Here is a 15483-nt window from a genome sequence, read left to right as displayed (position 1 = left end):
CGCAATCAAAAAAAGGCCGGTTTTTTCGTGGGATACCGCGGAACCGGCTCCGCCGGGCCGCCGGTATCGCCCCCAGCAGGGGGTGGGCGAAGCGACACGAAGTGCGCGCAGCCTGGGGGGTTACAATAGCCTTTGACGGGCCTCCCTGCATGGTGAAGTGGCCAACCGGGTCAGGTGGGGAACCAAGCAGCCCTAACTGCGTAGTCAGTGCCAGGGGTAAGGCTCGTCAACCTCTTCAGCCGCTCGTTTCACGAAAATCCAAAGTGAAACGCAGCTTGCAAAAACCTCCAGCAGAAATTTCCCGGACGCGAGGCCTTCACAGGCCCAGCGTCCGGATCGCGCCGCGCGCCGCGGCCGCGCCGCTGGCCATCGATGCCGTCAGCAGGTAGCCGCCGGTCGGCGCCTCCCAGTCGAGCATTTCCCCCGCCACGAACACGCCCGGCACCACGCTGGCCATGAGCCCTTCGTCGAGCGCCTCGAAGCGCACGCCGCCTGCGGTGCTGATGGCTTCGTCCATGGGCCGGGGCGCGACCAGCCGCAGCGGCACGGCCTTGATCGTCGCCGCCAGCTGCACGGGGTCCTGCATGGCTTCGCGGCTCAGCGCCTCGTGCAGCACGCCGGCCTTGATGCCTTCCAGCCCGAGCCGGCTCTTCAGATGGCTGCTGAGCGAGCGGGCACCGCGTGGATGCTTGACGGCCGCCAGCACCTGCTCGGCGCTGCGGTCGGGCAGCAGGTCGAGCAGCAGCGTGGCGCTGCCGTGCGCGGCGATCTCGTCGCGCAGCAAGGCCGACGCCGCATAGATCAGGCTGCCCTCGATGCCGGTGGCCGTAGCAACGAATTCGCCCTTGCGCGCGAAGCGGCGCCCCTGGCTGTCGGTGAACGAAATCGCGACCGACTTGAAGGGCTGGCCCGCGAAACGGCTCGCGAAATGCTCGCTCCACCCTGCCCCGTCGAAGCCGCAGTTGGCAGGCAGCAGCGGCGCGATGTCGATACCGCGCGCCTGCAGCCACGGCGCCCATGCGCCATCGGAGCCCAGCCGCGCCCAGCTCGCACCGCCCAGCGCGAGCACCACCGCATCGGCCTTCACGATGGCCTCGCCCGTCGGAGTGGCGAAGCGCAGCGAGCCGACGGCTAGCGATGCGTCGCCGAGCCAGCGGTGGCGCATGTGGAACTGCACGCCCGCCGCGCGCAGCCGGTGCAGCCAGGCGCGCAGCAGCGGCGCGGCCTTCATGTCGGTCGGAAACACGCGGCCCGAGGTGCCGACGAAGGTCTCGATGCCGAGGCCGGCCGCCCATTCGCGCACCTGCTGCGGACCGAAGCGCGCGAGCATCGGTTCGAGCTGCGCACGGCGCTCGCCGAAGCGGGTCATGAACACATCGAAGGGCTCCGAGTGCGTGAGGTTCAGCCCGCCGCGGCCGGCCAGCAGGAACTTGCGGCCCACCGAGGGCATGGCGTCGTAGACGCGCACCTGCACGCCGGACGCGCTCAGGACTTCGGCCGCCATCAGGCCGGCCGGTCCGCCGCCGATCACGGCGACGGTTTGGGAAAGAGTCATTCGAGAGTTACCAGTTCGCCCTGCCCGGTCAGGAACGCGGCGCGCACCAAGGTACCGGGATAGGCATGTTGCACGGCCGCGCGGTAGCGCTGCATCTGTGCGATCAATTCCGCATCCCGTTCGGGGCGCGCAGCGGATTTGTAGTCGAGGATCCACCAGGCACCGCTGGCGCGCTCGCGCACCAGGCGGTCGATGCGCAGCGTCTCGCCTTCGTGGACCAGCGTCACTTCGTTGCCGTGCCAGTCGATCATGCGCTCATCCCAGGCCCATGCGCCGGCGCCCGCGCGAATGCGCTCGGCCAGCACCGCGGCGCCGCGCGCCTGTTGCGCGTCGAGCATGAATTCGCGGGCCGCGGCGCGCACATGCGCGGGCGGCAGCGCCTCGCCCGGCAGGGCCCATTCGAGCAGCCGGTGCATCGCCTGGCCGAAGGCGGCAGCACGCGCATCGACGGTAGCGCCAACGGCTTTCCTGGTGGCTGGGAGTTCCTTGGCCGCAGGTGCGAGGACGGGCATCTTCTTCATCGAGAAACTGCCGGCCCCGGTCTCCACCGGCAGCGCGACCAGCGGCTCATCGGCTTCGACAGGTTCACACATCGATTCAAGCCGCGACCACCAGCTGCCCTCGTTGGCCCGGGCCGGCTGCACCGACGACAGCACGAGGCGCTCGCGCGCCCGCGTGGTCGCGACGTAGAGGCCGTTGAGCTCCTCGCGGTGGCGCGCGCGCTGCTCTTCCTCGAGCAGCGTGGCCGCGCAGCCGGGCGGTGTTTTTTCGCTCGCCAGGAAAACGAAGCGCGTGGGCGCGCTGTCGCTGCCTTTCCATTCGACCAGCACGCCCATGGTCTGGGCGCGCGGCGGCGGCGCGTCGCAGTCGAGCATGAGCACGGTGTCGGCCTCCAGGCCCTTGGCGCCGTGCACGGTGAGCAGTTGCACTGCATCAGGCACGGCGACGGATGGCGCCCTGACGCCGCCGGCGCGCAGCACGCGCACCAGCGCATAGGGCGTGGCAAAGCGCGCGCCCTCGATCTCGAGCGAGGCCGCCAGCAGCCCGCGCAGATTGGCCAGCGCGCTCTGGCGCATGGCCGACGGCATGGCGGCGCCGAACCTGGCCAGCACATCGCCATCGTGAAAGATCGCACTGAGCGCATCGTGCGGCGGCAATGCGGCGAGCCAGCGCTGCCATTGCTTGAGCCTGGCGCCGGCCGCGACCAGTTCCGCCGGCAGGCCCTCGCCTTTCTGGACCAGCGCGAACCAGCTCGACGAAGGGTGCTCGCGCTGGCGCAGCGCCAGTTGCACCAGCGCATCGTCGCCGATGCCGAAGAGCGGCGACTTGAGCGCGCGCGCCAGCGAGAGGTCGTGCGCGGGGGACACCAGCGCATCGATCAGCGCCACCACGTCCTGCACTTCGGGGGCATCGTGCAGCTCGTTCTTCTCGGGCTGCTGCACGGGAATGTGGCGCTGGCGCAGCGCGTCCTGCATGGCGGACAGCCGGTTGCGGCGGCGCGCCAGCACCATGATCTGGCGCGGCGGCGTGCCATCGGCAATGCGCTGCGCGACCCAGCGCGCGGCCTGCTCGCATTCCTTCTGCAGCAGCTGCTCCTCGGGCAGCACCCGCGGCGTGACGAGGCTGTCGCGCCAGTGCAGCATGCCGTCGTCCGCGGGCGCGGCCTCGGCGGTGGTATCGAGGGCGCCGCGATCGATGGGCGGGAGCTTGAGCAGCTCGCCCTGATCGTTGCGTTCGGTGGTGTGCGCGCGGTAGCCGTCGAACTCGCCGGCGTCCTGCGCGGCCAGCATCGCCTGGTTGACGAGGCCGACCACCGCACGCGCGTTGCGGTGGGTGTGGTCGCAATTGAGCAGCTCGCCGCCCAGCCCTTCGCGCACGAATTTCTTCGCGGCGATGAACACCTGCGGCTCGGCGCGGCGGAAGCGGTAGATGCTCTGCTTCGGGTCGCCCACGATGAAGACGCGCGGCGCCTTGCCGCCCGCGCCGGTGTAGGCGCTGAGCCAGCCATAGAGCGCCTGCCACTGCAGCGGATTGGTGTCCTGGAACTCGTCGATCAGCAGGTGCGCGATGCGCGCATCGAGCCGCTCCTGCACCCAGCCCGACAGCGCCGATTGGCCCAGCAGCAATTGCGCGGCCTGTTCGACGTCGTTCATGTCCACCCAGCCGTGGGCGCGCTTGACCTCGGCGAAGGCGGAGATCAGAAGACGCGTGAGGCGCGTCATGCGCTGCTGGTAGAGCCAGGCCGCGTGCTGGGCCTGCGCAGCGCAGAGGGTCTGGAGCTCGGTCTCGGCTTCCTGCGCGGCGGGGTATTTCTGCAGGTTCTTGTTGAGGCGGTCTTCGGTGGCGACGAAGAAATTCTTGCGCAGGTGCGCGAGCGCGGCCGCGAGCGACTCCTGCGGCGGCTGGCCGGTGCCGAACACGTCGATGATCGCATCGGCCGCTTTCTGCGGCGTCTTGTTGGCTTCGCGGCCGAGCGCGGCGGCGCGGTCGAGCCAGCGGCGCCGGATCGTTTCTCCTCGCAGGGCATCGGTCGGCTCGTCCAGTCCCTCGAGCGACGGATGGAGCACGCTGAAATGCTGCACCGCCGACGCCGGGTCGGACAGCGAGAACTCGACCCGGCGCGTGAGCGCTTCGCCCAAGGCCTTGGCGGTTTGCGACCGGCCGTAGGTGGCGACGACGGCGTAGTAGTCGGCCAGCGCCTCCTTGTCGGCCGTCACCGCTTCGAAGAAGGGGCGCCAGGTCCGCGAGCGCGCCTCGGCATCGTCCTCGAGCAGTTCGTAGTTCGCGGGCAGGCCGAGTTCGCGCAGCACCGCCAGCGGCGCATTGCGCAGCAGGCCCGCAAACCAGGCGTGGAAGGTGCGGAACTGCACCGGCCGGCCGCCTTCGAGCAGGCGCCTGTAGAGGCCTTGCAGGCGCGGCACGGCGGCCAGCGCGGCATCGGGCTCGACGCCGCGGATCACGAGTTCGCGCACCAGCTCCTCGGGGCTGCGCTCGGCGAACTGCTCGAGCCATTGGTCGAGCCGCTCGCGCATTTCGCCGGCGGCCTTCTTGGTGAAGGTGATGGCCAGGATCTCGTGCGGCTCGCAGGCGGTTTCACCCTCTTCGAGCAGCGCGCGCAGGATGCGCGACACCAGCATCCAGGTCTTGCCCGCACCGGCGCAGGCTTCGACGGCCACCGAGCGCCGCGGATCGCAGGCGACGGTGTAGAAGGCCTCGCGCGTGACGTGCCGGCCGTTGTGTTCGTAGGCGGCGCCGTTCATTGCGCGGGTCCTCCCTCGGCCGGAGGCGAAAGCGGGGGCTGTTCGATCTCCCAGAAATCCTTGCGGCAGAGACCACGCGCCGCGCAGTAATCGCAGACTGCGCCTTCGCCCAGCGGCGGCAGCGCCGCGCCCTCGGCGATCCGGGTGAAGTCGTCGAGGATGCCGGCCACCAGCGCATCGCGCGCCTCCACCACCACGGGCTGCTCGACGGTCTGCGTGCCGGACGACTTCTCGCCGACGTTGACGTAGGCCGCGCGCAGCGTGTCGTCGGCCACCAGTGCGGCATAGAAGGCGAGCTGCGTGTCCTCGGTCGGGTCCTTCACGCGCTCCTTGGTCACCGCAGCCGATTCGGTCTTGTAGTCGATCACGAAAGCCTGGCCGTCCGGCATGCGGTCGATGCGGTCCAGCCGGCCGACCAGCTGCAGGCTGCCCAGCGGCTGTTCCATCCAGGGCTCGGATTCGGCGAAGACGGCGCCGCTCGCCTCGTGCCCGGCAAGCCATTGAAGGTAGCCGTCGCGCACCGCCGGCCATGCCGCGGCGAAGGGCAGGAACTCGGCATCGGACAGTCCGAACTCGCGCGTGGCGCGCTCGGCCGCCGCGCTGATGTACGCCACGCGCTCGGCGGCATCGCCGGTCGGCTTTTCTTTCAGCGCCTCATGGAAATGGCCCAGCACCGCATGCAGCCAGTTGCCGAAGTCGCGCTTGTCGACCTCGGCATCGAGCTCGTCGGCGCTGCGCAGGCCGAGTTGCCGCAGCGCGAAGAAGCGGTAGGGACAGCGGCGCAGGTCTTCGTAGACGCTGGTGGAGATGTTGCGCAGTGGCAGCAGCCCCCCCGACGGGGTCGGATACAGGGTCGGCTGCAGCGCCACCTCGCGCGGCGTGCGCGGGTCCGCCGTCATTTGCAGGGCGTGGTCGAGCTGCAGCGCCTGCACCAGCGGGCTGGGGCGCACCGGCTCGCCGCTCGCATCCGACTGGCGCCACAGCACTTCGCAAAAAGGGTTGCACAAGGCCGCGGCCCAGGCCGAGCGTTGCGCGGCCTCGAGCGTTTCGCGCGCGGGCAGGCCCAGCTCGGCGCGCTGCGCCGCGCTCCAGTTGCCGGGCGGCTCGGGCGATGCGGGCAGGCGCCGATCGTCGCAGCCGGGAATGACCACGGCGCCGAACGCGCGGCCCAGCAATTGATGCAGCGGCAGCACCACCACCTGCGGCGCCTCGCTGCCGGCGGGCGGCACGAAGCTCGCGTCCTCCAGCACGTCGCGCACCCAGGCCGTGAACTCGGCCAGCGTGTGGCGTCCGCCGGGAAATTCGTCGTCGTCGTCGTCGCCGTGGGCATCGGCATCGAGCCACAAGGCGCCGATCACCTTGGCGCCGGCCATGTCGGCCGCGAGCGGCTCCCATTGCTCCCCGGCCTCCAGCAGTTGGCGCAGGGCGCGCAACCAGTCGGCCAGGGGCCGCGAGCGGGCCATGGCCATGCGGCGGCCTTCGACGGCTTCGGTGAAAGGCAGCAGCGCGATGTCCTGCGGTTTCTCGCTGCGCGCGGCCTGGCCGCACCAGGCGGACCACTCGCGCACACCTTCGCGCCGCAGCCGGGCTTCGAGCGCCAGGGTGGCGAGCGCATCGCCGTCGGCGCCGCTCTTGAGCCATTCGAGCACCTGGTCGCTGCCGGCGTCGTGCGCGCAGGCGCGCAGCGCGCTCATCACGGTGGCGGCGGCGCGCGTGGTGGAAAGCTTCCAGCCGGTTTCGTCGTGCGCCGTGACACCCTGCGCCTGGAGCTGCGCGCCGATGCGCCGCGTGAGCGCCCGGTCGGTCGCGATCAGCGCCACCGGCGCGCGGCCCTCGGCCAGGTGCCGCAGCACGCAGGCGGCCGCGAGTTCGGCTTCGTCTTCGGGATCGGCGGCGATGTGCGCGGCTGCCGTGGCGACTGCAAGATTCGTGGGCACCAGCGAGAGATGGATGGCGCGATCGCCCCACAGGCTGCAGAGCGTCTGCGTGAGCGGATCGGCCTGGAAGCCCTCGAGCACGATCAGCGCATCGACCTGCGCACGCACCGTGTCGCGCAGCAGCACATCGGTGGCGTAGCCCGAATTGGCGGCCCAGGCCACCGCGACGCGGATCAGCGCGCTTTCGATGCGGAACCATTCCGACTCGCTGCCCGCATCGGCCACCTGGGCCGCGCGCTGCGCCCATACGCTGCCGCGCACCTCGGGCAGCGCCGCGGCCGCCAGCGGCGCCAGCTGGTAGGCCAGCTCGACCACCCGCCCGGCCAGCGCGAAGCGTTCGGCGGCAAAGCCGGCCTGCGACAGCAGCGCCTGCGCCGTGACCAGGTCGCGCGCCATGTCGAAAGCGATGTCGTAGCCGGTGGGCAGGAAGCCGCCCGCGCTGCGCGCCCAGTTGCGCGTGGTTTCGAAGCGCGGCGCGAAGCCCGGGCTGCCGCAGCGCGACCACATGCCGTGGGCCACACCCATCAATTGCGCGTACGGCACCAGCACCACGGTACGCGCCGCATGCAGCCCGTGCTGCGCGACGGCGCCGGCAATGCGCGCGACGACGCCGTCGGCGGGGTCGCACCACAGGGCCTGGACGGGGTGGCCTTCGTTCATGTTCTATCGAGGGGTTGGAGGGCGTGGAGGCGCAACGCGCAAAGGGCTTTTGCTATCGGCGCCATAGCGTTCCCGCATGGCACCCCACCCCTTGGTTTCTGTCACAATGACCAGCACTTTAGCTGCACCGAAACTCTCTGCGCACAAGGACACATCACATGGCCAGCGACCTGATCAAACACATCTCCGATTCTTCCTTCGAAGCCGACGTGCTCAAGTCCAGCCAGCCCGTGCTGGTCGACTACTGGGCCGAATGGTGCGGCCCCTGCAAGATGATCGCACCCATCCTCGACGAAGTGTCGACCGCCTACGAAGGCAAGCTGCAGATCGCCAAGCTCAACGTCGACGAGAACCGCGACATCCCGGCCAAGTTCGGCATCCGCGGCATTCCCACGCTCATGCTGTTCAAGGACGGCCAGCTGGCCGCCACCAAGGTCGGCGCCATGAGCAAGGCGCAGCTCACGGCCTTCATCGACCAGCAGCTCGCCTGAAGCATTTCACCCGGCCAGCGCGCAATGCGTTGGCCGGACGGTTTTTTGCTGTCATAATCTCCCACAGATCACCGGCCCCTTCGAGGTAACCGGTTCGAGTTCCCCGGTTTGTGAGGCAGCTCTCGCCTCACATCAAACCTCCCCCCGTTTTTCCGATCGATTGCCCCGCAAGGGGTCATTCCATGCACTTAAACGAACTCAAGGCACTCCACGTGTCTGAAGTCCTCAAGCAGGCTGAAGCGCTTGAGATCGAAAACGTCGGCCGCATGCGCAAGCAGGAGCTGATGTTCGCGATCATCAAGAAGCGCGCCAAGGCCGGCGAACAGGTCTTTGCCGACGGCGTGCTCGAAATCCTGCCCGACGGCTTCGGCTTCCTGCGCAGCCCCGACACCAGCTTCACGGCCAGCACGGACGACATCTACATCTCGCCGAGCCAGGTGCGCCGCTTCAACCTGCACACCGGCGACATGATCGAAGGCGAAGTGCGCACGCCCAAGGACGGCGAGCGCTACTTCGCGCTGACCAAGCTCGACAAGGTCAACGACGGTCCGCCCGAGCAGAACAAGCACAAGGTGATGTTCGAGAACCTGACGCCGCTGTTCCCCAAGGAACAGATGAAGCTGGAGCGCGACGGCGTCAAGAGCGACGAGAACATCACGGGCCGGATCATCGACATCATCGCCCCCATCGGCAAGGGCCAGCGCGCCCTGCTGGTGGCGCCGCCCAAGAGCGGCAAGACGGTGATGATGCAGCACATTGCCCACGCCATCAGCGCCAACTACCCCGAAGTGCACATGATGGTGCTGCTGGTGGACGAGCGGCCTGAAGAAGTGACCGAAATGCAGCGCACCGTGAAGGGCGAGGTCATTGCCTCGACCTTCGACGAGCCCGCTGCGCGCCACGTGCACGTGGCCGAAATGGTGATCGAGCGCGCCAAGCGCCTGGTCGAACTCAAGAAGGACGTGGTGATCCTGCTCGACTCGATCACCCGCCTCGCCCGCGCCTACAACAACGTCGTGCCCTCGTCGGGCAAGGTGCTGACCGGCGGTGTCGACTCCAACGCGCTGCAGCGCCCCAAGCGTTTCCTGGGCGCCGCGCGCAACGTCGAAGAAGGCGGTTCGCTGACCATCATCGGCACCGCGCTGATCGACACCGGCAGCCGCATGGACGAAGTGATCTTCGAAGAGTTCAAGGGCACCGGCAACTCCGAAATCCACCTGGACCGCCGCCTGTACGAAAAGCGCGTGTTCCCGTCGATCCAGCTCAACCGCAGCGGCACCCGCCGCGAAGAGTTGCTGCTGGCACCCGAGATCCTGCAGAAGACCCGCATCCTGCGCCAGCTCATGTACAACATGGACGAGATCGAGTCGATGGAGCTCATGCTCAAGAACATGAAGGCGACCAAGACCAATGTCGAGTTCTTCGACATGATGCGTCGCGGCGGGTAACTATTGCTCGCCCCCAGGCTGCGCGCACTTCGTGTCGCTACGCCCTCCCCCTACCGGGGGCGGTGCTGACCGCGACCGGCAAAGCCGGATCGGTGGCACCCCACGAACGAATGCCCGCCTTTGGCGGGCATTTTTCATGTGCGCAACGCTTTGCCCTCAGCGGCACTGCGCGCACCGAGATCCAGCAGTTCCATCAGCGCGACGGCCTGCTCGGGCGGCACCGGGTTCGGGCCGTTGCCCAGGATCGCGTCGCGCACCGCGGCGTAGTACTCGAGGTAGTTGCCGGCCCGCGTGGGCCAGACCCGGCGCTGCGGCTCGCCGCCGTCGCTGGCGGGCACCACGAGTTCGCCGTCCTGCGGATCGGCGCCCCACCCCGCCATCGGCGGCCGCTGGCCGGCGCGCAGCGCGTCTTCCTGCGGATCGACGCCATGCTTGATGTAGCTGCCGCGCGTGCCGTGGACGATGTAGCGCGGCGCGGCATGGGCTGCAAGCGTCGTGGCGTGCAGCACCACACGCAGCGGGGCATGCGGGCCGCTTTCGTAGCGCAGCACGGCGTGGAAATAGTCCTCGACCTGCGCGCCGTCGCGCAGGGCCGCGGTGTCGAGCTGCAGCGTGTCGGGCGTTCCGAACAGCTGGACCGCCTGGTCGACCAGATGGGCGCCCAGGTCGACCCAGAGGCCCGCGCCCGGCACTTTCTGCTCGCGCCAGCGGTCGCGCACCTCGGGGCGAAAGCGGTCGAAATGCGACTCCAGGTACACCAGCCGGCCGAGCTCTCCGCTCGCCAGCAGGTCCTTGAGCGTGAGGTAGTCGGCGTCGAAACGCCGGTTCTGATAGACCGCCAGCACACGATTGTTGCGCCGAGCCAACAGTTCGAGCTCCCTGGCCTCGGCCACGTCGAGCGTGAACGGCTTGTCCACTACCACGTGCTTGCCCGCCTCCAGCGCCGCCTTGGCGACCGGGTGGTGCTGGGCGTTGGGGGTGGCCACCACCACCAGGTCGATGTCCGGCCGGCCCACGAGCGCGGCCGCATCGGGCACCACGGCCACGCCGGGCCAGTCGGCGTGGACCTTGTGCGGGCGGGAGCTCGCCACGGCCGCCAGCTCGAGCCCCGGCACGGCCGAAAGCACCGGCGCGTGGAAGGTCTGGCCGGCAAAGCCATAGCCGACGAGGCCGGCGCGCAACGTTCTGGAGGTCATCTGAGAGGCGCCTTTCGTTCAAAACGGCCAGTATGCGATAATCGCTGGCTCCGCGAAAAGTGCAGCCGGGCGTCTTGCCCTGCGATTTCCTCCCCCGGAACGGCTTGCCCCTCTTGGGCACGCTTGTGGCTCTCGCATCGACCCCAAAGGAAAGACCATGGCAAAAGAAGGCATCCACCCGAACTACCGCGAAATCCTGTTCGTCGACATGTCGAACGGCTTCAAGTTCGTGACCCGTTCGTGCGCGAACACCAAGGAAATGGGCAAGACCGACGACGGCCGCGAGCTGCCGCTGTTCAAGCTCGACACCACGAGCGAATCGCATCCGTTCTACACGGGCACGCAAAAGTCGGTCGACAACATGGGCGGTCGCGTCGAGAAGTTCCGCAACCGCTTCGGCAAGACCACCGGCGCTGCTTCCAAGTAAAGCACGCGCTTTCGCATCGAGGGCAGCCCGGTTTACCGCGCTGCCCTTTTTTTCTTTCCCAAGACCGACGTTCGTTCCCACCCTGTGAATCAGCCCACTCCCGCGATCGTTGCCCAGAGCGCCGTGCGCCGGCTGCCGCGCCTGGCACTGCTGCTGCTGTGCGCCGCCTACCTCCTGCCGGGCCTGGTGGGGCGCGGCCCCTGGAAGAGCGCCGACATCACCTCCTTCGGCTACATGGCCGAACTGGCGCGCAACACCGAAGGCATCGCCCGCTGGTTCGACCCCCTGCTCCTGGGCCTGCGGCCCGAGACGCCGGCGCTCATTCCGTACTGGATCGGTGCCTGGGCCATCAAGATCGCGCCGTCGTGGGTGCACCCCGACCTGGCGGTGCGCATCGCCTTTGCGCTGCTGCTCTGGGGCACCTTCACCGCCACGTGGTACGCCGTCTACTACCTCGCGCGCACCTCGCGGGCCCAGCCGGTGGCCTTCGCCTTCGGCGGCGAGGCGCGGCCCACCGACTACGCCCGCGCCATCGCCGATGGCGGACTGCTGGCGCTGATCGCCTGCCTGGGCCTCGCCCAGCTGGGCCATGAAACCACGCCAGCGCTGGCGCAGCTGTATTTCGCGTCGCATCTGTTCTATGGCGTGGCGGCACTGCCCTACCGCCGCATCGGCCCGGTCATCGCATTGCTGGTCGGGACCATCGGCATGACCTTGAGCGGCGGTCCCACGGTCGGCCTGGCGCTGGCGGTGGGCAGCGCGCTGTTCATCGCCTACGAGCGGCGCACCGCCGACCCCGCTTCCGACGAAAGCCCCGGCTATACCCGGGGCGCGCTCGCCACGATGATCGCGGCCGCGCTGGTGGCCGCGGCGCTGGCACTCGGGCTGGGCCTGCTGCAATGGAAGATCCAGCTGCCGGGCCATCATCCGAGCAGCACCTCGGTGCTGGGCGACGTGCGCAGCCAGGCCAAGCTGCTGGTGTGGTTCACCTGGCCGGTCTGGCCGCTCGCGATCTGGACGCTGTGGCGCTGGCGCCGCCAGCTCACCGCGCGCCATGTGGCGCTGCCGTTCTGGTTCGCGCTGGTGCCGCTGGCCGCCACCTGGACCACCGACTATTCCGACCGTTCGCTGCTGCTGGCGCTGCCCGCGCTCGCCACGCTGGCCGCCTTCGCGCTGCCGACCTTCCGGCGCAGCGCGGCGGCGCTGATCGACTGGTTCAACGTGCTGTTCTTCAGCGGACTGGCCGTGCTCGGATGGATCTACTGGATCGCAATGCAGACCGGCGTGCCGCCCAAGCCGGCGGCCAGCGTGGCGCGGCTGGTGCCGGGCTTCGTGCCGGAGTTCTCGGCCGTCCCGTTCGTGCTGGCGCTGGCCGCCACCATCACCTGGTGCTGGGTGGTGCGCTGGCGCACCGGTCGCCACCGCGCGGCGCTCTGGAAAACGCTGGTGCTGCCGGCCGGCGGCACCGCGCTGTGCTGGATGCTGCTGATGACGCTGTGGCTGCCTTCCATCGACTATGCGCGCAGCTACGCGCCACAGGTGCGGTTGGTGGCCGAGCGCGTCGGGCAGCCGAGCTGCATTGCCGAGCTCGCGCTGAGCCGCGCGCACATCGCGGCCCTGCGGCATCACGGCCAGTTCAACCTGCAGCCGCTGCTGCTCGGCACCGATTGCCCCTGGCTGCTGGTCAGCCCCGAAACCATCGAGCGGCTGCACACCATCATCCGCCTGGAGCACTGGCGTTTCAGCGGCACGCTGCGGCGGCCCAGCAGCGCGACCGACGACCTGCTGCTCTACCAGAAGATTGCGCCCTAGCAAGTGAGCGGCGAACGAGGCCTGATTGCGCGGCACGCCGGCACGGTGCTGGTGGGCCAGCTGGCCGTGATGGCGTTCGGCGTGACCGACACCATCGTGGCCGGCCGCTATTCCGAGAACGCGCTGGCCGCGCTGTCGGTGGGCGCGGCCGTCTTCATCAGCGTGTTCGTCTCGCTGATGGGCGTGCTGCAGGCGCTGCTGCCGGTCTGGGCGGAGCTGCACGGCGCGGACCGGAGAAGCGAAGTCGGCCGCTCGGTGCGGCAGTCGCTCTACCTGAGTGGCATCACCATTGCGATCGGCATGGCGGTGCTGCTGCTGCCGGGCGCGGTGCTGCGCTGGACCCAGGTGCCGCCCGCGATGCGCGGCGAAGTGGAAACCTACCTGGCGGTGCTCGCCTTCGCATTGCCGCCGGCCCTGCTGTTCCGCCTGTTCAGCACGCTGAATCAGAGCCTGGGCAAGCCGCAGGTCGTGACCTGGCTCCAGCTGGGCTCGCTGTGCGTGAAGCTGCCGCTGTCGATCTGGTTCGCCTTCGGCGGCGCGGGCCTGCCGGCCATGGGCCTGGTGGGCTGCGCCTGGGCCACGCTGTGCGTGAACTGGGCCATGCTGGCCTGCGCCGTGTGGCTGCTGCGCAGCAGCACCTTCTACCGCGATTACCGGCTCTGGGAACGCATCGAAGCGCCCGACTGGCGCCAGATCCGCCAGTTCGCGAGCCTGGGCATCCCCGGCGGCCTGGCCGTGCTGGTGGAAGTGACCTCGTTCACCCTGATGGCGCTGTTCATCGCGCGCCTGGGCACCGCCGCGGCCGCCGCGCACCAGATCGCCTCGAACCTGCTGGCGGTGGCCTACATGGTGCCGCTCTCGCTGGCCATTGCCACCAGCGCGCGCGTGAGCTTCTGGCTCGGCGCCGGAAAGGCCGCCAAGGCCCGCCGCGCCTGCCGCATGGGCTTCGAACTCACCGCCCTTTGCGCACTGTTCTTCGCGGGTGCCATGGTGGCGCTGCGCTTCAGGCTGGCCCACGTGTATTCCGACAATCCGGCCGTCATCGCGCTGGCTGCGGCGCTGCTGCTGGTGGTGGCGGCCTATCACTTTGCCGATGCGCTGCAGACGCTGTGCGTTTTCGTGCTGCGCAGCTACCGCGTCACGCTGGTGCCGCTGGTCGTCTATTGCACGCTGCTCTGGGGCTTTGGCCTCGGCGGCAGCTACCTGCTGGCCTATCGCGGCCTGGGGCCGTGGCCCGCCATGCAGTCGCCGCTGGCGTTCTGGCTCATGAGCGCGGGCGCGCTCACGGTCACCGCCTTGCTGTTCGGCGCGCTGCTGCGCTGGACGATGCGCCGCTCACTTCGCTAGCAGCCGCGCTTCCCGCACGCGGGTTGCCGGGAACACCAGCGCAAAACGCGAGCCCTTGCCCACCGTGCTCTGGATCCGCAATTCGGCGCCGTGCCGCTGCGCGATGTGCTTCACGATGGCCAGGCCCAGGCCGGTGCCGCCGGTTTCGCGGGAGCGGCTGCGGTCGATGCGATAGAAGCGCTCGGTCAAGCGCGGAATGTGCTCGGCGGCAATGCCGGGGCCGGTGTCACGCACCGCGTATTCGCCGCGCCCGTCGGGCAGCAGCCGCCAGCTCACGGCCACCTCGCCGCCGCCCGGCGTGTAGCGGATGGCGTTGCTCAGCAGGTTCGACATGGCGCTTTGCAGTTCGGTCGGTGCGCCCGAAATCTCGGATTCGGCCTCGATCGTGAAGGAAAGGCGGTGGCCCTGCGGCACGAGCCGGCCCGACAGCCCCCGCCCCTCGTCTTCGCACTGGGCGAGCAGCGCACGGATGCGGATCCACTGGTTGCCCGACGGCGCCGCACTGCCCTCGAGGCGCGAGAGCGTCAGCAGGTCGTTGACCAGGGTTTCCATGCGGTGCGACTGCTGGCTCATGAGCGAGAGGTAGCGCGCACGCTCGTCCGCATCGAGCGGCAGGTTCTGCAGCGTTTCCACGAAGCCCGCCAGCACGGTGAGCGGCGTCCGGATCTCGTGCGAAACATTGGCGACGAAGTCGCGCCGCATCGCTTCGGCCTGCTCGACCGCCGTGATGTCGCGCGTCAGCAGCATGCGGCGGTTGCCTGCATAGGGATGCACCTGCACCGACAGGCGCACCGGATGGCTGCGCTGGTGCGCCTGCCCCGGGCCGGAGGCATCGATGACCACGTCGCGGCTGTAGTTCCACGAGGCCAGGTAGGCCACGAAGGCGGGGTCGCGGACCAGGTTCGCAAGATGCTGCAGCAGATCCCGCTCGGCATCGATGCCGAACTGGCTGGCCGCCGTCTGGTTGCACCACTCGATGCGGCCCTGCTCGTCGAGCAGGATCACGCCGTTGGGAGAGGCCTGGATGGCGGCCAGGAATTCCTGCAGGCGGTCCTCGGCCTGGCGGGTCTGCTGCTCGCGGTCACGCAGCAGCTTGCGGATGCGCTCCGAGAGCTCGCCCCACACGCCGGCACCGCGGGTCGGCAGGCCCGCCGCGTTGTTGCGCAGCACCTGCAGCAGCCGCTCGGCCCGCCATGCATCGAGCGCGAGCCACAGCACGGCGCCCAGCCAGGCGCCCAGCCATCCGAACCTCCAGCCGAAAATGGCTGCAACGCCCACTCCTATTACGAGGGACGCTATTAGAAAAGTAGCAATACGGAAAGGCATGGCGGGCGATTATCCGCGCCCGCG

Annotated in this window: 10 protein-coding genes and 1 other RNA gene; 6 read left to right on the top strand and 5 right to left on the bottom strand. The window is 69.2% G+C overall.

Translation table 11 applies throughout. The annotated features are described in order from the left end of the window. The first annotated feature begins 134 nt into the window (after positions 1-134). Positions 135-231: signal recognition particle sRNA small type (ffs, locus tag RZE77_RS12800), an RNA gene on the top strand. An 85-nt stretch (positions 232-316) separates the two neighbouring features. Here ffs and RZE77_RS12795 read toward each other — a convergent pair. The 3 genes from RZE77_RS12795 to RZE77_RS12785 are packed head-to-tail and all read right to left on the bottom strand — an operon-like array spanning position 317 to position 7412. Beyond that, on the bottom strand, positions 317-1555 hold the full coding sequence (locus RZE77_RS12795; protein ID WP_319442153.1) for a TIGR03862 family flavoprotein: 1239 nt from the start codon (positions 1553-1555) through the stop codon (positions 317-319). After that, entirely contained in the window at positions 1552-4815 is a 3264-nt protein-coding gene (locus tag RZE77_RS12790; RefSeq protein ID WP_319442152.1) for a UvrD-helicase domain-containing protein, read from the bottom strand. The genes RZE77_RS12795 and RZE77_RS12790 overlap by 4 nt, the downstream gene beginning before the upstream one ends. Further along, the gene (locus RZE77_RS12785; protein ID WP_319442151.1) at positions 4812-7412 is read right to left on the bottom strand and encodes a PD-(D/E)XK nuclease family protein; all 2601 of its coding nucleotides are present in this window, start codon (positions 7410-7412) and stop codon (positions 4812-4814) included. The genes RZE77_RS12790 and RZE77_RS12785 overlap by 4 nt, the downstream gene beginning before the upstream one ends. A 158-nt stretch (positions 7413-7570) precedes the next feature. On the opposite strand from RZE77_RS12785, the gene trxA reads away from it, so the two are divergent. Both trxA and rho read left to right on the top strand, forming a co-directional pair. Next, entirely contained in the window at positions 7571-7903 is a 333-nt protein-coding gene (trxA, locus tag RZE77_RS12780) for a thioredoxin TrxA (RefSeq protein ID WP_012747433.1), read from the top strand. Positions 7904-8085: 182 nt separating this feature from the next. Continuing rightward, positions 8086-9351: a transcription termination factor Rho gene (gene rho, locus RZE77_RS12775; protein ID WP_021007063.1), complete on the top strand. Its 1266-nt coding sequence runs from the start codon at positions 8086-8088 to the stop codon at positions 9349-9351. Positions 9352-9485: 134 nt separating this feature from the next. Here the strand turns inward: rho and RZE77_RS12770 are convergent, their stop codons facing one another. Then, positions 9486-10547 carry an oxidoreductase gene (locus RZE77_RS12770; protein WP_319442150.1) on the bottom strand — a complete coding sequence of 354 codons (1062 nt, stop codon included), beginning with the start codon at positions 10545-10547 and terminating at the stop codon, positions 9486-9488. Positions 10548-10704: 157 nt separating this feature from the next. Between RZE77_RS12770 and RZE77_RS12765 the strand changes: the two genes are divergently transcribed. The 3 genes from RZE77_RS12765 to RZE77_RS12755 all read left to right on the top strand — a co-directional run bounded on the left by RZE77_RS12765 (position 10705) and on the right by RZE77_RS12755 (position 14133). Beyond that, the gene (locus RZE77_RS12765; protein ID WP_007836661.1) at positions 10705-10974 is read left to right on the top strand and encodes a type B 50S ribosomal protein L31; all 270 of its coding nucleotides are present in this window, start codon (positions 10705-10707) and stop codon (positions 10972-10974) included. 84 nt (positions 10975-11058) lie between these two features. Beyond that, positions 11059-12786 (top strand): hypothetical protein, encoded by a 1728-nt coding sequence (locus RZE77_RS12760; RefSeq protein WP_319442149.1) that lies wholly within the window; start codon positions 11059-11061, stop codon positions 12784-12786. 3 nt (positions 12787-12789) lie between these two features. Continuing rightward, positions 12790-14133 (top strand): MATE family efflux transporter, encoded by a 1344-nt coding sequence (locus tag RZE77_RS12755; protein ID WP_319442148.1) that lies wholly within the window; start codon positions 12790-12792, stop codon positions 14131-14133. Here RZE77_RS12755 and phoR read toward each other — a convergent pair. After that, positions 14122-15459 (bottom strand): phosphate regulon sensor histidine kinase PhoR, encoded by a 1338-nt coding sequence (gene phoR, locus RZE77_RS12750; RefSeq protein ID WP_319442147.1) that lies wholly within the window; start codon positions 15457-15459, stop codon positions 14122-14124. The genes RZE77_RS12755 and phoR overlap by 12 nt on opposite strands. Positions 15460-15483 lie beyond the last annotated feature (24 nt).

The organism is Variovorax sp. SPNA7 (assembly GCF_033807855.1).
GTDB classification, from domain to species: domain Bacteria; phylum Pseudomonadota; class Gammaproteobacteria; order Burkholderiales; family Burkholderiaceae_C; genus Variovorax; species Variovorax beijingensis.
Note: the sequence above shows the minus strand (reverse complement) of the source record. Positions and strands in the feature narration are given on the sequence as shown.